Raw genomic sequence first — 24,042 nt, 5'->3', positions numbered from 1 at the left:
CTTATTAATATAAATTTGCATTTATTTTATCAAATAAAATGAATGAAATTATAAAATAACAAAATTACGTTTTTTTAAAAGAGCGTTAAAATTAATTCATCGATACCTAGAGAAAAATACTACTTTCTGCATCAGTAAACATATTGGCATTTTGATGTCTACGCAATATTGTGGAAGGGAATTTTTCATCTATTTCTTGCGTAACGGTATTGTGTACAGCTTTGGCTTTATTTTGTCCGGGAACCATACAAAAAAGATATTTACCAGCAAAGAGTGTTGGTATTGTTAAAGTAATTGCATATTCAGGAACTTTATCAATCGTACTGAAACAACCATCATTAACTTGTTGTTGTCTGCATGCTAAATCCAGATCAACAACTTTAACCATTAGTTTATCTTCAAAATCTGCAACATGAGGATCATTAAAGGCAATATGTGTATTTTCACCAATCCCCATACAAACAATATGTGGAGGGAATTGCTTCAATAAACTTTCATAGCGCTCACATTCCTGGACCGGATTAACTGCTGTTCCATCAATATAGTTAACGGTACGGAATTTAACTTTATTAAATAGTCTTGATCTTAAAAAATTACCAAAACCCTGCGGTGCATCAGCTTCCAATCCGATATACTCATCCATATGAAAAGCATTGATCCTACTCCAGTCAATATTCTTTTCCAATAATGTAGATAAAAACTCATTTTGAGAGGGTGCAGCTGCAAAAATCATATTCAGATAGGGTTCATCTTTCAGCAACTCAGTAATTTGCTTATAAACACGTTCCGCAGCTAATGCACCTAATAATTTTCTATCTTCTAATACTTTTATATTAAGGTTATCCTTTTTTATTTCTTTAATCATTATTCTATCCTTCTATTATTCTCAACGAATTTTTATGCATTTCGTTATTTGCATTGTAAATCACCTCCCCCTTAATTATGGTCATATCGATATTGATATCTGCATCGAAAATAACGATATCAGCATCTTTTCCTTCCAGGATTGAACCTTTCCGATTTCCCACTCCCAATATCCTTGCTGGAGTAGAAGTAATCATCTGTATAACTTCCAGTAATGGTACATCAGCATCCTTAACCATAGTTCTTACCAGTCTATCAGCAGTTGCCACACTTCCGGCAAAAGCAGATCTATCCATCAGTTTAGCCACTCCATCTTCCACAATCACTTCCAGGCCATCATTGATATTTCCTAATATACTTTTGCCTGGAGGCATACCTGTTGCTCGCATAGCATCAGTAATCAAAGCTGTTCTGGATGCACCTTTAATTTTATAAACCAATTTCAATAAAGGTGGTGGCAGATGAATTCCATCGGCTATGATTTCCACATCCATTTCATCAATTAAATATCCTGCCTCTACTGCACCAGCATACCTAAATGCATTTCTTCTACTTACTCCAGACATTGCCGAGTAAAAGTGAGTTGCTAAGGTATATCCACTTTCAAATGCTTCCAATACCTCTTCATAAATTGCATCAGTATGCGCTATTGCAGCGATTACTCCCAATGATTTCAGATATCTTCCAAATTCAAGAGCTCCTTTTAATTCAGGTGCAGCACTCCATCTTCTGATAGAATGAGAATGATAAAGTACCTTCTTATATTCCTCAGGATCTGGATTGCGCATATACCTTGGATCTTGGGCTCCACATTGATTTTTGGAAAAATAAGGTCCCTCCAAATGCATGCCCAGAAACTGAGAGCCTGAAGTATTTAGTTTATTAGCTTCCTCATAGTGATCTAAAGTTTGCAATAAATTGCTCAACTCGCTGGTTAAGGTAGTAGGACACATCGCTGTTGTTCCATACTTAACATGTGTCTCAGCAATTTTAAGAAAGGAATTTACATCTCCATCCATAAAATCATAACCTCCGCCACCATGTATGTGCATATCTATAAATCCAGGAGCTATGTATTTACCTTTTGCATCTATTTCAATTGCATCTGCCACATCGGCATTCCCTTCACTAACACCGGTAATAATACCGTTTGTTATGATAACTGTTCCATTTTTTATCAGACGATAGGGTGTTATAATGGTACCGTTATATATTTTTATTTTTTCGTCACGCATAATTGATGTGATTTCAAGGCAGAAATTGCGTACAAATATACCAATAATGATGGTTTTTGTGTACGTACCCGAGTAAATTGTTAAATTGTGTCTTGTTCTTAATTATTAATACCTTATTTACTCTTCATGGCCATTTCAAGTGCTTTTGTTGTGGTGTAGTATTTACTCAACAAAGCATTTTTTTCCCATTCCGGAAGTTTTTTCTCCTTTAAATAACCCAAATACTTTTTAGTTACTTCTGCAAAATGTGCTTCATGCCCTACTTTATATGTTTCAGGTATAACAACTTCCCAGCCCTCTTTATTAGATTTTAGTGCTAAACCAGGATAGATTTTACTTACTTTTTCAAAAGCTTTTTTCAGACTAGCCTCATATCCTGCTTCATTATTTTTTAAAGGAACAATGTATAAAGTTGGTTTGTATTGTTGCTCTGCTCCTTGCTTGATAACCAGATTTGCTTTTGTTCCTCTCATTACCGAATAATGGATATCTCCTGCTCCAGCCGGTGCCTGGAAATTCCAAATCACAGATACTTTTGCGTGTACTCCTTTAATTGTATAATTCATTTCACCATTGGAGTATACATTCAGTATGCTATCCTTTACATCCTTTTTAAGGAAAGCAGGATATTCTGCAGCGCCTGTACTTAATTTAAACTGTGAAGGGCTGATCGCAGTTGCCGAACGTTTTGCAGAGATCATATTGACATCAGTTTTATAGTCAATGTTTTGATCAGAGAAACACTCCCATTGAATCATATCAACTAAATGTGTAGTTACATCAACTAAACCATTACCCTCCTGATTTACATCATAGTACCATTGTGGACGAATTAATGGAGCTCCTGAAACCAATTTAAAGAAGTGATGGACACTTTCCTTTGTAATTGCAGGGTTTTCTGTTGTCCCTTTTTCAAGTGAACCAAATATTTCTGATTGTAAAGACAATTCCTTTTGAAGCATATTTGTGATTTCATAACGCTCAGTCATGATATCATACAGAACCACCTTATTTTTTTCAGCTGTTTCAAATGCTTTTTCTAACTGTCCAAAGCCATTTACATCGATTACCATCGGTTTATCAGCCAGTACATTAATACCAGCACCTACAGATTTTTGGATATACTCTGTTTTCTTTTGATTGTTACCTGCAAGAATTACCAGATTACCTTTTTTCTCATCCAGCATTTTTTGAAGATAGTCTTCTCCTTTATAAGTTTTTTCCTGCCAGGTTGTAGGCGCTTCAGCTCTTGTATTGTACTTCTCAATTAGTTTTAAATAAGCTTCGACCTCAGGTCCTTCTGGTGCATAAACATGCACTATCGGACTAATTTCCTTATACATTGACTTTTGCACAAGTGCAGCATGAAAATGTCCAGGATCAAGGGTTAGCAAATTGATCTGAAGTTCATCAGTTTTTGGCTCCTTATTCTGACATCCAAAAGCCAACATTGCAAGCATTCCCAGTACTAGCGAAACACGTTTTTGCGCGTACTTATAACTATAATTTTTACTTGAAAGCATAAAATAGTTTTTAAATTGTTTAAGCTGTTTTAAAAGACCAACTTCTGATTTTATGACCATAAACTGCATAAAATATGAGGTATAGATAGCAAGGAAATAAAACCCAATATGCAACTCTCAAATCAAATAAGTCGGCATAATAGCCATAAAAAAGAGGCATTATTGCATTTCCACATAAACCCATGATCATTAAAGAAGCGCCAACTTTGGTAAAACGCCCCAAACCATCTAGAGCCAAAGGCCAAATTCCAGCCCATACCATTGAATTAGCAAAACCCAGTAAAACTACAAACCAGATAGAAACATCAGCAGTATGTCCAAAAAGTGTGATATTGCCTTTGGCGTAGATGATGAGTAGGGTAAAGATCGCGCCTAGAAATGTACATATTTTTAATGCAGTTGCCTGACTGATAAATCTTGGGATTGTAGCAATCCCAAGTAAGTAACCACATATGGTTACAAACAAGGTATAAGATGGAAAAGCCTTAGCTTCAAGCAAATGAATATTCATTGACCCTGCATAACCAATAATCGTATCGATTGCGATAACCTGTGTACCAACATGTAAAAAAATACCAAAGGCGCCCAAAATTAAATGTGGGAATTGAAAAATACTGGTTTTGCCAGAGTTAGCTAATGCCACATCTTCGCTTTCTTCCTCGGTATTAATTTCTGGAAGAGGAGAGAAACGTACAAATAAGCCCAATCCTACCAATACTGCTGCCACAACAGAATAAGGTAATATTACCCTTCTGATCAATTCATCAAGTGCTGCATTTTTTGCGACTTCATCCATCAAAGGAAGCTGTTTAAAAAGATCACCATCTGTAGCTCTTAATATTACAGCAGCAAATAATAGGGGTGCAAGAATTCCTGCACCTTTATTACATATACCCATGATACTGATTCGTTGAGCTGCACGTTCCTTTGGCCCTAATACAGTAATGTAAGGATTAGCCGCGGTTTGCAGAATAGCTAGTCCAGAACCAAGTGTAAACAATCCTAAAAGGAAGATTTCATAGGTACGCGAAAATGCTGCAGGAACAAAAATTGCCGCACCAACAGCCATCGTCCAAAAACCAATCATCATTCCTTTTTTAAACCCTACAGACTTTAACAAGTATGAGGAGGGAACAGACATTACAAAATACGAGATGTAAAATGCAAAGGCAACCAGATAGGATTCAAAATTATTGAGTTCACACGCAATTTTAAAATATGGAATCAGAATTGCATTTACCCAGCTTACAAAGCCGAAAATAAAAAACAACAAGCCAATAATCAGAATAGAAATTACGGTATCACGCTTACTTAACGAACTTACGTCTACGGAAGCTAAATTTGTTTTCTTCATGAATTACAATTAGATAGTGGGCTCCCAACCTTTTTGATAAGTTCTGCTCCAGTATTTAAGCGCTTCTTTATTGTTTAATATATGACCATTCTTTGGATCAATATTAAGCGTACTACCTGTACGTTGCGCAATATTCCCCAACTGGACAAGTAATGTACTTTGATGTCCGCTTAAGATATCTGAATTTAAAGCCGTTCCTTTTCTGATTGAATCAAAGAAGTTATTAATGTGAAGTGCATCCAGGGCTTGTGATGGATTGGTAAGACTTCTTGCATCAACGACAACATCGTTTTTAACTTCTTTTACTAATTTATTATTTAAATCGTGAATGGTATAGCCGTTTGTACCATTGATCTGTAGTGTACCACTTTCACCATAGAAAATTACACCAACACTTGCTCCCTCTACATTACGACCATTACAACTTCTACCTTCCCATGTAATGGCACCTTTTTTACCAAACTCTAAAGATATAACTTGAGTATCCGGAGTCTGCCAATCATCCTGATATCTGTAACGCCCACCTGAAGAGGTCACTTTTGTAGGATAGTCAACACCAAGTCCCCATCTTGCAATATCAACCATGTGCGTACCATTATTTAACGCCTCACCAGTACCCCAGTTCCAGAACCAATGCCAGTTGTAATGCAGGATATTATCTTTGTAGGCCATACGAGGTGCTGGCCCTTGCCATAGATCATAATTTAACCATGATGGCACAGCAGTTTCTTTTCCTATTCCAATAGATGGACGATTATTAGTGTACCATGTCTTTGCAAAATAAGGTCTTCCGATTATACCACCATGTAATTCACTGATCGCTTTAACAATATTTGGCCATGAACGACGCTGGTTACCCATTTGAATAACATTTTTATATTTCTTTACTGCTCCTAAAAGGATTTCCCCTTCATTTGGATTATGGCTGCATGGTTTTTCCAAATAAACATGTTTACCAGCTTTTGAAGCTAATATTGCTGCAGGGGCATGCCAATGATCAGGTGCTGCCACCACAAGAGCATCAACATCTTTATATTCCAGAGCTTTTCTAAAATCAGGTTGCGCTTTAGGAAGTTTATTTTGTTTCTTTTCTACCTGACTGATACATTTTTCTGCCGCACGGCTATCTGTATCACAAACATAAGTGATCTCGCAATTCGGCTGTATTGCAAAGTTATTAGCTAAAGCTAATCCACGTGCATTTACTCCCATCATGGCGACTCTGATTTTATCATTTGCCCCCATTATATTCGCATAGCTTTTTGCACTGAAACCTGGAAGAATACCTCCAACAGATAGTGCCGCTACACCCGTTACTGCAGTTTTTATAAAATCTCTTCTGTTTTTATCATCTAGTTCATTCATGTGTTTTGTGTTTAGATCTAAAATTGATTATTTCTTATTATATAATTTTACAGCTACTGGTTATTTAGCTTTATTTAAAAGTTTTTCCATACTTACCGGACTACCACCTTTAGCTTTACTTTCGTCGGCAGCTTCCATAAAGGCAGCAATTTCTAGAGTTTCTTCTGGTTGCACTGGCACTACTCCCGTTTCAAAAAACTTGACAATCTGTTCTAACAATGGATTATATCCTTTAAATGTACCTAATGTAGCATTCGATTTTTCACCGAAGATTCTACCTCCGTAATCGCTTTTACCTTTTCGTGTTCCTCTAAAAGTACCAATCCTTCCATCATTCCATACACCTACCACAACATCAGCATCTGGTGTATAAACACGCGTTACAGTTTTACATCCTGTTCCCATCACTGCAAACAGCATTTCTACACCATGTATTCCATACCAGAATAAATCCGGGTGTGTCACTTCATATTTTGCCGGACTATAGGTCTCTGCACCAAGTACTTTACCTATTTTACCTGATTTCACTTCTTCAATACCATCTATATATCTTAATGAAGATGAAGAGAAAACAGGAGTATTGTATTTTTTTGCAGCCGCAAATATTGCCGCAGCATCTGCTAATGAAGCAGCAATAGGCTTATCTATAAACATAGGTTTACGGGCTTTTAATACAGGCAAAGCTTGTTCAAGATGTAAACGACCATCATTTGTTTCTAAAAAGACTACGTCTACCTTTTTTAAAAGGTCCGCTATAGAGCCTACAATTTCTACTCCCAGTTTTTTTACTTCTTCAATATATCCAGGGATACGATCCACACTACTTTTAATGTCATTACTTCCTTTTGGATAAGCAGCTACTACTTTATAACCTCCGTAAATAGCTGGCGAATCTGCCGCATTAAGAGTTTTAGTGAATGCAACTGCGTGAGAAGTATCCAGACCAATAATTCCTACTTTTTTTCCAGCGAGTGAACCAGACATAGCATACAAAGGATTTAAACTACCCGATACCCCTAAGCCAGCACCGGCTATGGTTACCATTTTTATAAAATTTCTTCGATCGTAATTACTCATAATTATTTTATCTATAAATTTAATTTACAATTTTGTTTATAACCTATCTTAAAATACACTTATACCTTGTTCATATCCTCCTTTTTCTTTCCAACCTCATTTATTCTTGCCATCATTCGTGTACGTACCCGAAAATACACACTAATTATTTAACAAGCAAATTTATTTGGATACAATTTTTCATCGAAGTAAATAAATCCCTCATAAGCACCTATATAACTATATAATTCAGACACTTATGAGGGACCACACTAATTTTAAGGATAATACCCGATGGCTGCAGCTTCAGTAGTCGCAAGCCCTGTTGAATTTACTGCGGTACCGATACTTGCCAGTCCAGTCCATGGACCTGTCGATCCATAAGCATTCCAGCAACGGTAAATCACATTGTATTGTACATTAGAATTGGTATTTCCACCAAAACGAATAGCATCACCATCAAGGCCAAGCTGCCCCGACATTACACTTCTTTTCTGCAGTAGTGTACCACTTGATAACAATCCTGCATCAGCAGTGCTGATCAAATAGGTTCTCCCAGTAGGATTATAACCCGAACTATGGAAAACAAGATTATAACGCGTAGCCTGTGATCCAACTGTACCATAGCTAAATGTATTTTTAGTAATCATGAAATTAGTCCCCATCTTTTCGTCTCCGGGATTAACATCGTTAAAAACCGGAATTTCTATAAATGGTGGATTAAAACCTGTTAAATATGTCCCTGTAGAAATAAAGTCATTGTCATATACTACACCTTTATCAGAAAGATCACCCCTAAAACGCACAAATGATCCAGCACAATTTTTGAAATAGTTTCCTACCAAACTTACCCTTTGCACTCCATAAGCACAATAAATCATATGTGCAGAAGAAGTAGTACCAATGTTTTCAAATGTACAATTCTTAACTAAAACACGGTTCGTTGAAGGGTAATGAATCCCAAGGGCTCCATATGCTACACTAGGTAAATCTACAAAAAAGCATTTTTCAAGACTGAAATCTATACAGTTTGACATCCTCATTGCATAACCTGATGACGCTCCTGTAAATTTTAAACGCTCCACTTTAATATTCTTACATGAAGTAAAAAATAAATAAGTAGCAATTGAACCTGTAAAAATAGCTCCACCTTCTGTAACTGCAGTTTTAAGTGTTAAAAGATTAGTGGTATGTCCTATGTTATTAATAGCAATAGTAGAAGCGAGAGTATAAGTCCCATCATCAAAAATCACATCTACAGGACCACTGGCTAATGCGGTCTGTACTCCAGTCCAAAATGCCGTGTTTAAAGTGGTTGACGGATTAACGTTAATAGTGGTGGTTGAAAGTATACCCAAAATTTCGCTATTTGATTTCCTATCTAATTGCTCATTGAGCAAAGCCGAAGGTGTTTCCGACTTCCTACAAGATTGAAATGCTATCAAAGTGATTGCAGTTACTGATAATAATAATCTTTTCATGCTTATTGGTTTTATGATTAATTATTTGATTAATTCACCTTTCAATAATCATTCTGCACCATTTCCCTTATTTATAATAAAAACTATAAATAATGCATTATAGTTAATTTGCTAACCAATATTTATCCTGAACCATTTTCCGGTAAAGTTCTAGAGCTTCTGGACTACGTGAAATCACACGATCATTGTGATTTTCCCAGATCACAGCTTTGACATTAGGTCTTTTAGTTTTAAATTCAAACCATTCCCTAACCCACCTAACCGGATCAATATCATCAGAGAATCCACCTTCACTAATCATAAAAGGTTTATAATGCGCATACTTCTCATAAGCCTCTTTAATATTTTCTATAGGATATCTCATATCTTCACTTTTAGCTGCCTTTTTTCCCGGAGGGTAAGAGCTTATCCCAACCCAATCTACATACTGATCTCCTGGATAATATTTCTCCATTTTATTCCAGTCTTTATCCGGAAAACTCAGGTAATTAGGCGACCACACAAAAATATGATGTGAAGCTGCACCTAACTGTTCAGCAATATTATACATTCTTCGCCAGGCTTTTTTGAAAGTAATGGGATCTAATCCATAAGGCACCCAACCACCATTAAATTCGTTCATTGGTCTTATCCAGATTGGTTCGTTCATTCCTTTTAATATTGTCGGATCAACTGAATCTTTAAAATAATTCGTAAAAAATTCATCATATCCCCCAGTCGCCAGTGGTTTCAATTCTTTAGGAAGCCAGCCTATAGAAAGATGTCTTACACCGTTATAGTCTTTTTTCAGATGGTTTTCTCTGTGTTTCTGTATTTCCAAAAAGCCTCTTCCTTTTGCCATTCCTTGATACCACAATACCATTGAAAGTTGTTTACCAACTTGTTTTTCGAACAGATCAACAACCATACCTTTACGCCCTGCAAGCTCTTCTTTGCTATACCCTACAGAAGTAGGGAATGCTCCATGAAAACAACCTTCAGCTGGAACAGAACGCCAGGTATTTTTTATTTTTCCCAATAAACTGAGTTCATCCAAGAGTATCAATCCCGATTTACCACCAATAGATGATGGTTTCAAAACCACCTTTACAAACCTTGCTTTCATTGCCGGACCTCCAACTTCAATAGAAAAAGGTTTATTTCCAGTACTGGCCTTATTGTTGGCAAAGCTCTGCTTAGCAAAAAGTACCCATTTACCATTCTTTTCTTGCTTTACAAAAACGGCTGCACCAACTGGCTCCTGTGCATTCAATTGGACAGATGCCATCCCATTAACATTTAGTTTTTCCAGACTTTGGATACGCCCCAGGTCTACTGTAATTTCCAAATCCCGAGTTCCTTTCCATCCTACATATTGTGCAGTATTCAATTCTGGGCCTGTATTTAAAACTTCATCTGTAAGTTTAGCACCATCAGACCAATTATTAGGATATTCGTCTTTATAAGTGGTATCCGGCTCTCTTGAAAAGCGATAAAATTTACCTATGCTTAAATTACCAACTGTTACACTCCCTTTATCCTCCGCATCATAAACTATGCTTCCAATGAGTTTTGCATTTGAAGTTATCTTTTGTGCCATTACTGAACTCTCTAAAAGCACCAGAAAATAGAGCAATAAAAATTTGTAATTTATCATCTATCAGCTATTTAATCATACTATTCTTAAACAATTCAGGCATCTTCATCCAGGAAATGCCTATTCCTTTAATTTCAAAAACAGCTTTTTGAAATTCATTCATTTTTTTTGAGCCGACAGTTGAAGCGAAAACATTGTCCGACTTATATATTCCATATTTAATTCGCTTTAGCTTTGGATCTAAAATTTTAATCCCAACTGGTAAATCTTTATCAGGCATGCCATACGCTACATTTCCCTTAAACGTTATATCAGCTTCTTTTTCCAACCATGAGATTAAGATCTGATTCGTATAAATAAGGTTATTTCTAATAAGAGTAGTGACTGGTGGGAGCATAGCTTCTTCATCCTTTCCTGCGCCAATCACAAAATTTTCTTTACAGTTTATGATTGTATTTCCAGTAATTTCAGCATTTTTCACCTGCCAATAACCAAAAAGTGGCGGGTTAACCCAGGCATTTCTGATTAGAAACGCTGATGTAAGATCCTGGAAATAATTGTCGTAAATTTTGTGTTCTTCACCAATAACCCGAACTCCATTTGCTCCTTCTTTGCCATTTCCAATAAAATAATTACCATAAACGTTGGCTTTATTACCATGTCGCAATACCAATCCTCCTTTACTTTCATAGAACAGATTATTTCGTATAGTATTGTTAGTAGATTTATTGGAAACGATCTCTACCTCACCATCACAATGAGTAAATATATTCTCTTCTACAATAGTGAATGAATCATGCATAGACCAAACGTCAGTTCCTATTCTTAGAATTTCACCACCATTTCTACCTAATGGAGGTCTGTCTGCAAAATAATTATGATCAATCCGATGGTAATTAGGCGTATTCGAAACATATACTCCTATTGTTGTACCAACGTGGGTTTTCCCTTTTAAATAACAATGATCAACTCTGTTTTTCGTTCCATATAAAACTATCCAGCTATTTCGAACTTTCTTCTCTGGATTATTATAATCAACTACAGCAGTATTTGTTAGCCTGCAATTTTCGGATTGTTCTGAAAATGTAATCACATTTTCGGTCAGCGTATATCCATCCCTAAAATTCAACCCATCAACTACCAACCAGCTTCCGTCAATAATTAGCGATGAGTTTCCATTAAGTATTACATTACCTGCATTTTCGGCAATCAAAACAATGGGTAAAACCTTTGTGCCCTTTCCTTTAAAAATAAGCTTCTGATTCTTCCAGTCTCCATTTTTCATGATTACCTTATCACCAGGATTTAGCATTATCGCTGATAATTCAGCAGCAGAACTGATTTTATAAATTCTGGCTTTTATCCCTCTTGAACCATTTTGAGCAAAAATTTCATGGGATGCAAAAAAACAAAAAAACAATAGTAAAACCAGCTGCTTAGTGGCTGCGATGCACCATTCTTTATCCATAATACACTTGTTTGACTGTTCAGATTGTATATCATTTATCGGAGGTATAATATACAATTATTTACCAGACAGCTTTTTAACAAGCCATTCGTTCATTTTTACTCTTTGCTCTGGTTTGTATTCATGTCCCGCTTCCTTTATAATCAATAATTCTTTAGGAGAGGTTATCATATTGTATGCAGCATAACAACTTGTAGGTGGACAAGTTTCATCATTAAAGCCCCAACTGTAAAAACCAGGTATTTTCAACAAGCTGGAAAAATTAACTATGTCATAATATTTAGAGGTTTCAATTTGCTCTTTACTCACTTTAACATCTCTTAAAGAATGTGGCCAACCACCTGTTCTACCAGACAGGTAACCAGTCTGGTCGCATAATCCAGGGAAATAAGCAACCATATATTTTACTCTGGTATCCAAAGCAGCAGTGCTTATAGTAAGTGCTCCCCCTTGGCTTCCACCAGCAACTGCTAAATTTTTCCCATCAAACTGAGGCAAACCAAACAAGAAATCATTAGCCCTTACGCATCCCATAAAAACACGCTTAAAATAATACTCATCGCGGTCGTTATTATTAAAAAATGGATATCCTTTTAACTCAGTATTTGCTATACGTGTATACACACTATCTGCCATATTTACCGGAATGCCATGTATACCAATCTGAAGTACAATAAACCCTTTATCTGCAGTTGCAATATCTGCACTATACCTTCTCACTCCAGCTCCAGGAACCCTTAATATTGCAGGATATTTCCCTTCCTTTTTTGGGGTACTTAACATTCCATAAATCCTTGAACCCAATTTATAATTCTGAAAACTTACCTCATAAACATTTACAGTAGCAGTACTTTTTTCAGGGATAAGTTCCATTTTAGCATCCATAGGAATTTTTGCTGCATCGGCTTTTGCTTTGTTCCAAAAGGCTACAAAATCCTTTGGCATATTTGTGGTTGGTTTAATCTTTCCAGGATCAAAAGCAGCAGTGGCCATCCCCTTATAGTTCTTGCCATCTATCTGTGCGGTTACAACACAACGCAGGAATCCTGGCTTATCCAGACTTCCACCCTCTATTTGTTCCTGATCTTTATTTTGAACCAAAGCACCTCTTTTAGTTGGCACCATCCTTTCCAGTCCAATAGAATAATTTAGTTTAACATCTTTTAGCAATTGACTACCATTCATTGCTGAAACGGTAAAGATTACAGGCTCACCTACTTTATACACCCAGTCCGGGCGATCAGTATTCACTACAATTTTTACCTGCCCAAGACTTATTGTAGCAATGCACAACTGCAATGCGATAACCGATAGTATACCTATTGGCAGTAACTTAATATTAAGATTTCTCATATTTTACCGGATTATATGACTTTAACAATACCCCAACTCTCAGATCTTATTACTGACAGATTTGATTTGAAAACTATACCTCCGGCTTTTGGTCTAAAATATCCTGACCCCTCAAAATTATTAGGATCATTTACTATCTTCCACTCTGCTGATGGCAATTCTTTCCCGTTAAAATACATGTCATTAATCCCCCACATTCTTTGAGTGGGTCCCACACTTGATTTATTACCAATGTATTTCAATCCTACGTAAAAAGGTTTTCCGGAAGCAATCAAGGCTGAAATATCAGCTTCACCTGATTTTTTCCATTCTTTGCTATCAGCCAGTTCAAACATTTTGGTAATGTCTGTCCATGTAGCTTTGTTTAATCCTTCTATAGTATAATCTCCATTGAAATCTGTTGATACAACTATTGTAAGATTATTTTTTTGTGCTCCAAACATAGTCTGAGTAGAGAATGACAGGCTGTTTTTTGTTGTCTTTACCACATTTTGTGCGGATGCAGCAAATGTCATAAATAAAACAACAACTAATGCTTGCATAATTGAAGCAAAACAATGTTTCATTGGGTTAAAGAATTTGTTCATATGGTTGGTTTATTGGTTTAGGTTTATTTTTATTATGGTGGTTATTATACCGAGTATTCAGGCTTCCACAACTGCATCACTCCCGTATCTGCAGCAGCATTCCCCATATGAACCGCTATAGCAGCATCCCGTCCTGTAAATACGTTTGATTCAGGTTTTTTACCATTCTTAATACAATCAGCAAATGCCATAAAAGCATAAGCAGTCGGATCTAGGTTTTTATTATCTGGACTTTCAAACAACAATGGCTTACCCTGTCCTGGTTTTATAGATTCAATTGTTGCTCCAGTTACACCATCTACAATACCCAATACTTTTTTTGTTGGCTCGGGATAAATTACAGCACTGCCACGTCTAATATCAAGAGTAGCTTTAGATCCAAGAATTCTTATAGCGTAACTATTATTTTGATTACTTAAAATTGAGGTAACACTGGATTTCACTCCGTTTGCATATTCATAGATGGCGCGCACATTATCATTAGTTTCTCTTCCATCTTTCCAATAGTCTATTCCTCCCAATCCTACAACTTTCAATGGGTGACCGCCAAGCATCCAATTCGCTATATCTATTTGATGAGCCGCAAGTTCAGCCATCACACCACCAGAATACTCACGATACATCCTCCAATTGATCTGACGTTCCATTTTAGGATCAGTAACTTGTCTGCGCCAGTTGTCATTCCTATTGTACTGACTTTCTATATGTGTAACCTGACCAAGCCAGTTGTCATCAATAATCTGTTTTATCTTATGGTACATAGCGTAATAGCGATATTGATGTCCCACTTGTAACACAAGGTTTTTACCCTTCATTTTATGCACCAGATTTACAGCCTGCTTGATATCATAAGTCATGGTCTTTTCCACGTAAACATGTTTTCCGGCATCCAAAGCGTCAACCACCATCTGATAATGTAAATTAAGCGGAGTAGCAATATATACAGCATCAACCTCCTTATTCCTTAACATCTCCTGATAATGCTTATAGTATTTTGGATTTGCGGATTTAGAATACTGTTTCATTGGCTGCAAATGCGCATCAACAATGTCACAGTAAGCAATAAGATCCATCCCGGGCAAGGTTTTAATGATACTGGCAACTCCCGCTCCCCTCTGGCCACAGCCTACCAAACCAATCCTTACTTGTTGATCATATTGCCCGAAAGCAAGATTAGGTAAACCTGCCATTGCCAGACCAGACAATGCTATAGAACCGTTAGATAAAAATTTTCTTCTGGAAATATTAAAATGTGCCATTCTTAGGATAATAAAAGTTAAATGCTAAAGTTGTCAATACTAAAGTGATACCACAACCGTGTACGTTACCGAAGATATTTATTATAATTGAAAAAATGAAATATTATTGTAGATAAAAACAAAATATTATAAAAAAAATGCTTTATCCCAAATTGATAAAATCAAATGAAATAAAGCATTCTAATCGATTATAATAAATATAAGTCTATTTTTTTTCAGCGTTATGAGAAAGAATAAATGCTACCATTTTCTTCGCATCTACCTGAGTAATTTTTGGATGTGCAGCCATTGGAATTTGCCCCCATGTACCACTACCTCCTTTGATTATTTTACCAGCTAACATTGTAGTATTAGCTTCTGTGTTCTTATACTTTTTTGCGATATCAGCATATGATGGTCCTACTAGTTTACCATCAGGTTTATGACAAGCAAAACAGTCAGACTTTGCTATCAATGCTTTACCAAGTTCTATATCCTTTTTTGGATCTGTCGCTTGACTTTTTGCCACTCCGCTACCTAATAAACCGATAGCAAAGCAACATGAAAATATTAAGGTTCTGTTCATTTTGTGTGTATTTTAGGATTATGTGTTTCAGCTAAAATATAATATTTCTGTTTATCAATTGAATAAATATCTAAATATTTTCAATTTCTTGTAAATTTTCATTGTTTTTATTTCCTTAATTTATTTAATGTATAGCAAACCAACTTATTATCAAGTGGTTCTCCTTTTTGACTTTTGATATTATCCAAGCCCAATTCATATACATATCCTGCCTTTAACGCATCAATTGTCAATGAAACTTTTTTCCCATCAGCAGATACTGTGATATTTTTTATCAAATCACTCCCTAAGCCAAACTGATCAGAGCCATATTTCTTATGATACTCATAGTAATAATGTCTCATTTTGTAATTACTCTTATTCATGGCCGTATTACGATCAATAGGCTGAGTAAAAGTCAGATCAAAGCCAGTACTTGTTAAACTCATGGTATACACATCAACAGGTGTTCTACCTGTAAAAATAATTCTTTGAATTCCTTCATCTCCAAGCCAGCCATGAGAATTTTGACCTACATAAAGGCTTCCGTCTGGTGCAAAAGCAATTCTATTGTTTCCTTTTCTAAGGCCATGACCATCTAAAAATGGGATACATGCTCCCTGGATTTCACCATCAACAGTTTCCAACATTACTCTTACAATACGTTCTTTATTCATCTCTCCAATCAAAAGCTGACCACCGAAAGGTCCGAATTTGCCATTTGTATTGTCGCACAATGGTTGAGTGGGAGAATTAGCTATTATACCATGTGGAAAAAGGACTGCTGCTTTTGTACGCATTCCATTTAATACATCCTTTGACAGATGATAAGGATTTCCTTTATTCCAACCTTTTGTCCAGATTAAACTTCCCGGATGCCCGTAAAAATTTCCTTCTTTGATATGAAAAAGAGGACTAGTTCCAACCCAATCACCTTGATTATCGGTAGCAAACAAATTTCCTTTGTTATCAAAACCAAGTCCGTTTGGTGAGCGAAAACCTGAAGCATATGGATGTAATTTCCCATCTGGTGTAAGTTTCATAATCCATCCACGATAAGGCACTGCAGAAAACATTTGTCGCAATCCATTAGCACCATCTCTACCCATCGTATCAATTTTCCCTCTAACTTCAGATCGCATACTTCCACCTGGTGAAGATGAGTTTAGTGCAATAAAAAGATTACCATTTTTATCTTTAACAGGCCCGTAATTATATTCATGATAATTTCCAGATATGCCAAAGGCGTCAGTGACATTTTCATACAAATCTGCCACCCCATCACCATCTGTATCTTTGATTCTGGTTAATTCAGGACGTTGAATAACCAACATTTCACTATTACTGATTACCAATATGCCTAGTGGATCATGAAAGCCCTCTGCAAATAATTTCCATTTTTTTGTTTTGGTATTATAAGTCATGACCTCACCACGAGTGAAGCAAGCTACCAAACGTCCATCTGGTAAAAACTCAACAGCACCATTCTCACTGGTTAAACCTTCAGGCATTTTTATGGTCTCTACCCGATATGACACTTTCTTTTCCGGATCTTCATGTTTGTTAACAGCACTGGTAAAAAGAACTGCAATACATAATCCTGTGATTAATTTTAATTTCATAATTCAGCTCCTTCTTTTGCAGTTAAGGTAATCGTAAAGCCCTTGGCTTCAGTCGCAGTAAGCTTAAGTTTGTTTTTAGTCCATTTACCTTTGGATGATGCGTATTTCACACCGTCTTTTTCATCAGTAAAAAACCAGACTGTTTTATTTGCTTTAGGTATTCTGAATGTTCTTATTAAGCCATTTTTATTATGGGCAGGCTTAATCATTTCATATACTGACATTCCATCTATTGTATAATGAAATTCAGGGTAACGATTAATCAACTTATACCCTTTATAAGCTATTACAGGTTCTTTGCCATTTTCAGCTAAACGAAAAGGGAAAGCATTATCTCTAAAATATATCTTACCAACTACTTTTGCTAAAACATCACCTTTACCTTTCCATAACTCTGAATTATCTAAAAATCCACCTTTCCATGCAAAACGTAATCGACAAGTTCCAGCATCCCAACAGTAAGACAAATCATCCGGTAAACTCACAGCAATAGCCGCCGGACTTGCGCCGGCAATAAACACCCGATACAAATAGGGTGCTACCGGTTTATAAGGATGCAAAGGTTTAGGAGACACTGGCATTTTATGCCCAGCATGCATATCGTCATGTTTTTCTCCATCGGACATCTCTGCACCTCTTCTATTTGGAGGGATATTCATATCCTTTTCCAATACCGGCATTTTACCCGTCGCATTTACATACATAGCACCATACATTACAAAGCCATGGCCTGGATAAGTACATACATAAGGATAAACACCAGGCTCATTTGGTGCTATAAATTCGATTGTTTTTTTCTGATGAGGAGAAATTACCGGTACAGACCATAACACTTTATCTGATTTAGGAATATAATTCAATTCAGGGCCTTTTTCACCTAGGTTCAAAGCTGCCATAACCACCTCTTCACGTGCACCAGGTTTAGTAATGAGCATATTATGATCCATGTCATCTGTATTTTCAAATACAATTTTGACTGCCTGACCAGGTTTGACATTAAAGCGCACTACATCAAATTGCAAACCGGTTTCTACCTTCATTTGAATGGTTTTCACCGCATTATTAACAGCCTGTCCTTTTGTTTTAAGACTAAGTAGCCCGAAGACCAATAGCAAAATATAATTTTTATTCAAGCACATATTCTATCCTTTAATTGAAGTTAACCATGCCTGTGCCATCAGCTGCGCCCCGGCCATTGTTGGATGTACACCATCCCAGGTCCAATATATACCAGGCGCCTGTTTTTGTGCCATATCATAAACCTTTTGATAAGGAATAAAGAATGCGCTATACTGATCGGCTATTTCTTTAGCAGCTACTCTAAATTCTTTGAACGCAGGATCCCATACTTCATAATTTCCTTTAATTCCAGCTACACCAAATGGCTCTCCTATGATAAGTCGTACATCTGGATTCTTTTGTTTTGTTCTGTCTAACAAGTTTTTAAAATCATCCCTATATGTCTTTATAGTTCCAGTATATCCTTTTGATTTCACGTGCCAGTGATCATTTACACCTACGTGAATACTTAATACAGTAGGTTTTAATTTCATACAATCTTCTTCCCATCGGTCAGCCAATTGATATACCTTATCGCCACCAACACCTCTATTATATATTTTGAGATCTTTATTAAAGTGTTTACTCAGCAATTCTGATGCTGCCAGAAAGGCATATCCCGAGCCCATTCCCTGAGCACTATTGAAAATCAGATCAGTTCTTTTCCTTTTAGCATCCGTAATAGAGTCACCTTGAAAAAGAATAATATCATTTGCTCTTAAGCTTACTTTATCAGCTTTCTTTTCAGTTATTAAAGCTGCGGATACAATTTCAGGAATACCAAGTGTCATAGCCCCTGCCAAAGATATTTTTTTTAGAAAACTCCGTCTGTCTGAGGTATTATTTTGTTCAGTCATTTTGTTTTGTTATCAGTATAAAATGCCTATAATGAATTTATGGATTAAACATTTCAGTATAATGTGCCGAAGGTTCAAAAATGCCACCACTACGCTTATAGTAATCATCATTTAATTCAAACACACCATTCCTTGCTTTTGTCCATGAAGCCCCCGATTGAGGATGATACCCCAGCATATTTTTCCAGTTCCGGTAATTCATATCTCCATTGGTTTCCATGAACCCCATCTCTATTCCAGGAAAAGGCATTAAACGTGCTGTCAGATTTTTATTCCAATCAATCAAAATTGGATTTACAGTGAGGTCTGCACACAAACAAGGAATTTTTCGTTCTGCAGCGAGATTGGCTATTTTCATTGATTGACTAAGTGTCTTCGCTATTCCCTTTAATACCATCGCTCCATAACCTTGTTCAATTCTGCGTATTGCATCCATTTCATTATGCACACTTTCATCTGCTGCAATCCTGATGCCTACATCCGAAACATTCTCTTCATTATGTTCTGTAAATGGTTCTTCATAAAAAAGAATGTGCTCATATGCACCAATCTTTTTGGCATGATCAAGATACCGCATTAAGGTTTCCTTACGCTCATACCTGGCATTTGCATCCATAGTATAGATAAGCTTACCATCTTTAGTTTGATTTGTCCTGAGTCCTTTAAGCGCTTTGTGTACTTCAGTAAGTCTTTCCATGTCATTTTGCAACATTACTTCCTGACTACCTGGGTATCCTGTCTTTATCTTAAAAACAAAGAAGCCGGCTTTTGCTGCATCTTTTATCTCCTGCATCGGCATACCGTAAGGTATCTGATACATAATAGCCACTTTATCATTACGATGAGAAAGCCCCTTTTTATAATTTTCAGGTATCATTTCATCAAAGTTTTTGAATTGATTTTCGGCGGCATATAATAACCAGGCGGCATTATCTGTACTAACCAGAGCGTTGTATATAAAATTAACATTCAGATCCTGTCTCCCTGTTATTTGTTCAGCCTGAACAAGCAATTCCGGAAATATGGTATCAAGTAAAGATACAGGATTCGTAAAAGGAGTTTCTTTAATTAATTCCAGGGCTTTATTGACTACCAGATACATTAATGCATTTCCTCCAGCTTCAGAGTAACTACTAAACAAATCGGCATCTCCATACAACACACTTTGAGTTGCAACACCTATTTTACTATGTCCTGATGAAGATTCCAACTTTGAAGCTACCTGCCATAGCTCTGAAAGATACCCTCCTTTAAAGCCAAATGGTCGTACAAGTTTTTCACGTTCAAAATCTGAGTCCGTTTTAATTACCTTAATATTCTTCATAGTTTGTGGTATAGGATGAATAATTTCGGAAAAATCGCCTCCGGAAAATGCTGTAATAAGTCCTGTATTTTTTAAAAATTGTCTTCTGTCCATCATTTTCTGGGGCAACCAACTTTACATTTTAAAACGATTGTTTACTAAGAAAATCCTTTACAAAATCATCATCAATTAAGTGTGGGTAGGCTGCACAAACTCTGCTTATTTCTTCTGCCTGTCCCTCAGACATCTTCTCATCAGGATTCAGACACCAGATTCCTTTCATTAATCCTTGTCTTTTTAAAACCTCATGAATTCCAGGAATACAGCCATGGAAAGCATGTGCAGGATCAAATATTGAAGCATTCATATCAGTAACTTCCACACCTTTAGCCAACAATGATGTCACATTCGAACGCCCATTGGCTTTGCAGTTTTTTATCTCTTCTAATAAAGCTACAGAAGCATGCGTCCAAACAGCCCAATGACCTAAAAGACCTCCTACAAATTCCTTTTCAATCTTTTGGCCATTAATTTCAAATTTATAGGGAGTTAATAGATCTGCAACAATATTATCATCATTACCTGTGTATAGTGCTATTTCTTCTCTTCTGCTTGAATGACAAACTGCTCTTACTACATCCAATGTCTGGTAACGATTAAAAGCAGCTACCTTTATGGCCACTACATTTTTAATTTCAGCAAATTGCAGCCAGAAGTCATAAGTAAAAATCCTTCCTCCTACACTAGGTTGAAGGTAAAACCCAAATACGGGCATTACTTCAGCAACGGCTTTAACACGATCAATAATCTCTGCTTCTGTCCATCCCTGTAGCCCTCCCATACTTAAAAGACCTATATCATATCCATATTTAAGTGCTGTTTTTGCTTCCTGAACTGCCTGCTCTGTTGGTCCGCAAATTCCGGCTACTTTTATAAAAGGACGATCAAGATTTGCTTTATCTATCTCTTCAGCAGCGAGTTTAAGAACAGTTTCATAAAGATTAATTTCTGGATCTCTAATTTCAAACTGAGTACTATGCACACCAATCGCAATCCCACCTGATCCAGCAGCCATATAATAACGAGTAAGCAGTCGCTGACCTTGTTCATCCAGCTTACGATCAGCAGTTAATGCCAGTGGATGGGCAGGAATGAAAGTTCCTGCATCCAAAAATTGTTTTAATTCAGGTTTTAGTTGATTTGTCATTAAAACTGTCCTTTCCTTTCTTGAAAATGCGTTGGTTTGTTAGAAATCTTTCCACCACCTTGTAGCCAGCTTACTGTCATCTCCATCATTTCTCTGATAGTTACTCTTGGATAACCAAAAAGTCTATGTGCTTCAGAGGCATTATTCAATAGTGCAGTAGGCTGTACTTCATTTTCAAATAATGGTGTTTTACCTAGTAATAATCCGAATTGTTCTGCAAGCCATTTTACTGAAAGGGTTTCAGGACCAGTTACATTCAGCAATTTTGTAGGTGTACTGCAATGCAATAATGAACGAATGGCTATCTCATTTGCATCACCCTGCCAAATAACATTCACAGTTCCGGTAGTTAAGTCTATAGGTCTTCCTTCATTTACAGATTTAGCAATCTCTAATAATACGCCATAACGTAAATCAATTGCATAATTAAGTCTATAAATTAAAGTCGGAGTATTATTCTTTTCTGAAAAATACTGGAATATACGTTCACGTCCAAGGCAAGATTGTCCGTATTCACCAACAGGTGCTACCGGATTTTCTTCCGACATTCCGCCACTGGTTACTGGAGTAAACGGATATACATTACCAGTTGAGAATGCAACAATACGGGAATTTTTAAAGCGCTCAGCCACACGACCAGGCAAATAAGCATTCATAGCCCATGTAAATGCTTCTTTTCCTGTAGTTCCAAATTTAGTACCAGCCAAATAAATGATATTCGGTACATCAGGTAAAGCAGCAAGATCGTCTTCATTTAATAAATCTGCAGCTATAGTCTCTATACCTGCAGCCTCCAGTTCTTCACGGGCTGATGCATCAGAGAATCGGGATACACCAATAATACGTTTTTTAATTCCTGCTTGCTCTATTGCTGATTTAGCTAACATTGCCATACTTGGCCCCATTTTCCCACCAACTCCAAGTAACATAATGTCACCTTCAATTTTATACAGATCAGCTATCAATCTATCAGATGGCCTTAATAATTCTTGTTCCAGTTGTTCTAGTTCAGTCATTGTCTTACGCGTTTATTATTTAAAAAAAAGTTCTTTTACATTACTTAGTGCCAGGAAAATCAGTATCAGTAAACCTATTGCTCCAATTATCTTCACAGACAATGAGTTTACATGTTTACCCATAATTTTAGGATCATTAGAAATGGCATACATGGCAATACCAATAAATGGTACCAGGAATATGGTAACACTCTGCGCAAAAACAATAAGTTCCAATGGAAGTTTACCAAACTTTATGGCTATTGCAGCGCCAAATATCATTACTAAGGCAATAAAGATCTTTACCATCTTTGAATTCAACTGACTTCCTTGTCCGAAAGCATCACCTAATAAAGCCCCCCCAACTGTTGCATTACCAACCAAAGAAGAAAAGGAAGCTCCAAAAAGACCTACAAGGAAGAAAGAAGCAGCAGCATGTCCAAATAAAGGCTCTAATGCTCTCGCCATATCTGAAGCATTATTTACTTTAATACCCTTAACATTTAAAACTGCAGCAGCACAAATCATAACAATAGCACTCATAACTCCCAGAATCACAATACCTGTAATGCTATTGCTATTTTTCTCTTTAATTTCTGGATTGAGTTTTATACGTTCCTGAACCAAATAAGATTGATAAAAAGCACCTACAATAGAAAAGCAAGAAGCAAAAAAAGCGATAACCAAACCAGTTGAACCCATAGGAAGCTGCGGCACAAGTCCGCCAGCTATTCCCGATATACTTGGCTTTGCAAAAAAGAGTGTAGTTACAAATGCAAAAAGCATAAGTGCAACCAAAAAAATCATCAGCTTTTCGAGAACTTTATAAAAGGCACGAAAGAAAAGCAGGCTTATTCCTAGTAAATTGAAAATTACAATCCATAAAATGTGTGAAGTATTTGTAGCCTCTCCAACAGCAATACCTACTCCAATAGAATTACCAGCCTGAAAAGAAGTTGCCACAAAGAAAATCCCAATACCTATAGCTACAGCAGCAGAATTTCCCCATTTAAGACGAATCGTATTGAGCAGAGATTGATTACTGGCCACCCCTATTCTTGCTCCCATAAGGGTAAAAATTGCCATAAAAAAAATAGCCACTCCTACTATCCAAAGCAGGTTATAGCCATAATCGGAACCCAATTTTGAGGTAATCGTCATTTTACTTGGTCCAAAGACTAAGGCGGCAGTAATAATTCCGGGCCCAAGAGATAATAGTCCCTTTTTAAGTGTTGATATCATACATATGGTTTAATTCGGTTATTGTTAATCAGGTTAAATAATGTTGAATTACTTTATTCCGTTAACGTACCCGAATCTATTAATAAAAATTT

At 36.5% G+C, this 24,042-nt stretch carries 20 protein-coding genes; all 20 read right to left on the bottom strand.

Features of this window, described 5'->3' with window-relative positions; all coding sequences use genetic code 11:
• Window positions 1–106: 106 nt before the first annotated feature.
• A complete protein-coding gene (locus ABDJ41_RS17795; RefSeq protein WP_349787434.1) occupies window positions 107–865 on the bottom strand; it encodes a glucosamine-6-phosphate deaminase in 759 nt (252 codons plus the stop codon).
• Window positions 866–869: 4 nt separating this feature from the next.
• Window positions 870–2,099, bottom strand: a complete 1,230-nt coding sequence (gene nagA, locus ABDJ41_RS17790; protein WP_349787433.1) for an N-acetylglucosamine-6-phosphate deacetylase — start codon at window positions 2,097–2,099, stop codon at window positions 870–872.
• Window positions 2,100–2,212: 113 nt separating this feature from the next.
• The gene (locus ABDJ41_RS17785) at window positions 2,213–3,622 is read right to left on the bottom strand and encodes a putative oxidoreductase C-terminal domain-containing protein (protein ID WP_349787432.1); all 1,410 of its coding nucleotides are present in this window, start codon (window positions 3,620–3,622) and stop codon (window positions 2,213–2,215) included.
• 19 nt (window positions 3,623–3,641) lie between these two features.
• Window positions 3,642–4,976: a sugar MFS transporter gene (locus tag ABDJ41_RS17780; RefSeq protein ID WP_349787431.1), complete on the bottom strand. Its 1,335-nt coding sequence runs from the start codon at window positions 4,974–4,976 to the stop codon at window positions 3,642–3,644.
• Between the two features lie 9 nt (window positions 4,977–4,985).
• Window positions 4,986–6,341: a Gfo/Idh/MocA family protein gene (locus ABDJ41_RS17775; protein WP_349787430.1), complete on the bottom strand. Its 1,356-nt coding sequence runs from the start codon at window positions 6,339–6,341 to the stop codon at window positions 4,986–4,988.
• 60 nt (window positions 6,342–6,401) lie between these two features.
• Window positions 6,402–7,418, bottom strand: a complete 1,017-nt coding sequence (locus ABDJ41_RS17770) for a Gfo/Idh/MocA family protein (RefSeq protein WP_349787429.1) — start codon at window positions 7,416–7,418, stop codon at window positions 6,402–6,404.
• A gap of 257 nt (window positions 7,419–7,675) precedes the next feature.
• The gene (locus ABDJ41_RS17765) at window positions 7,676–8,878 is read right to left on the bottom strand and encodes a hypothetical protein (protein WP_349787428.1); all 1,203 of its coding nucleotides are present in this window, start codon (window positions 8,876–8,878) and stop codon (window positions 7,676–7,678) included.
• Window positions 8,879–8,981: 103 nt separating this feature from the next.
• Window positions 8,982–10,514: a glycoside hydrolase family 26 protein gene (locus ABDJ41_RS17760; RefSeq protein WP_349787427.1), complete on the bottom strand. Its 1,533-nt coding sequence runs from the start codon at window positions 10,512–10,514 to the stop codon at window positions 8,982–8,984.
• Between the two features lie 7 nt (window positions 10,515–10,521).
• A complete protein-coding gene (locus ABDJ41_RS17755; RefSeq protein ID WP_349787426.1) occupies window positions 10,522–11,922 on the bottom strand; it encodes a polysaccharide lyase 6 family protein in 1,401 nt (466 codons plus the stop codon).
• A 57-nt stretch (window positions 11,923–11,979) separates the two neighbouring features.
• Window positions 11,980–13,275, bottom strand: a complete 1,296-nt coding sequence (locus tag ABDJ41_RS17750) for an acetylxylan esterase (protein ID WP_349787425.1) — start codon at window positions 13,273–13,275, stop codon at window positions 11,980–11,982.
• Between the two features lie 11 nt (window positions 13,276–13,286).
• Window positions 13,287–13,862 (bottom strand): DUF5017 domain-containing protein, encoded by a 576-nt coding sequence (locus ABDJ41_RS17745; protein WP_349787424.1) that lies wholly within the window; start codon window positions 13,860–13,862, stop codon window positions 13,287–13,289.
• Between the two features lie 44 nt (window positions 13,863–13,906).
• Window positions 13,907–15,121, bottom strand: a complete 1,215-nt coding sequence (locus ABDJ41_RS17740; protein ID WP_349787423.1) for a Gfo/Idh/MocA family protein — start codon at window positions 15,119–15,121, stop codon at window positions 13,907–13,909.
• A gap of 205 nt (window positions 15,122–15,326) precedes the next feature.
• The gene (locus tag ABDJ41_RS17735) at window positions 15,327–15,686 is read right to left on the bottom strand and encodes a c-type cytochrome (RefSeq protein ID WP_349787422.1); all 360 of its coding nucleotides are present in this window, start codon (window positions 15,684–15,686) and stop codon (window positions 15,327–15,329) included.
• A 107-nt stretch (window positions 15,687–15,793) separates the two neighbouring features.
• Window positions 15,794–17,287 (bottom strand): DUF7133 domain-containing protein, encoded by a 1,494-nt coding sequence (locus tag ABDJ41_RS17730; protein WP_349787421.1) that lies wholly within the window; start codon window positions 17,285–17,287, stop codon window positions 15,794–15,796.
• Complete coding sequence (locus tag ABDJ41_RS17725; RefSeq protein ID WP_349787420.1) at window positions 17,284–18,426, bottom strand: plastocyanin/azurin family copper-binding protein; 1,143 nt, start codon at window positions 18,424–18,426, stop codon at window positions 17,284–17,286. Before ABDJ41_RS17725 ends, ABDJ41_RS17730 begins: the two co-directional genes overlap by 4 nt.
• A 3-nt stretch (window positions 18,427–18,429) precedes the next feature.
• Window positions 18,430–19,203, bottom strand: a complete 774-nt coding sequence (locus ABDJ41_RS17720) for an SGNH/GDSL hydrolase family protein (RefSeq protein WP_349787419.1) — start codon at window positions 19,201–19,203, stop codon at window positions 18,430–18,432.
• A 37-nt stretch (window positions 19,204–19,240) separates the two neighbouring features.
• Complete coding sequence (locus ABDJ41_RS17715) at window positions 19,241–20,623, bottom strand: enolase C-terminal domain-like protein (RefSeq protein ID WP_349787418.1); 1,383 nt, start codon at window positions 20,621–20,623, stop codon at window positions 19,241–19,243.
• A 25-nt stretch (window positions 20,624–20,648) separates the two neighbouring features.
• Window positions 20,649–21,713, bottom strand: a complete 1,065-nt coding sequence (locus tag ABDJ41_RS17710; RefSeq protein WP_349787417.1) for a dihydrodipicolinate synthase family protein — start codon at window positions 21,711–21,713, stop codon at window positions 20,649–20,651.
• Window positions 21,713–22,729 carry an NAD-dependent epimerase/dehydratase family protein gene (locus tag ABDJ41_RS17705; RefSeq protein ID WP_349787416.1) on the bottom strand — a complete coding sequence of 339 codons (1,017 nt, stop codon included), beginning with the start codon at window positions 22,727–22,729 and terminating at the stop codon, window positions 21,713–21,715. The genes ABDJ41_RS17710 and ABDJ41_RS17705 overlap by 1 nt, the downstream gene beginning before the upstream one ends.
• A 15-nt stretch (window positions 22,730–22,744) precedes the next feature.
• A complete protein-coding gene (locus ABDJ41_RS17700) occupies window positions 22,745–23,950 on the bottom strand; it encodes an Nramp family divalent metal transporter (RefSeq protein WP_349787415.1) in 1,206 nt (401 codons plus the stop codon).
• Between the last annotated feature and the right edge of the window lie 92 nt (window positions 23,951–24,042).

Source organism: Pedobacter sp. ASV1-7 (genome assembly GCF_040203335.1).
Taxonomy (GTDB): Bacteria; Bacteroidota; Bacteroidia; order Sphingobacteriales; family Sphingobacteriaceae; genus Pedobacter.
Note: the sequence above shows the minus strand (reverse complement) of the source record. Positions and strands in the feature narration are given on the sequence as shown.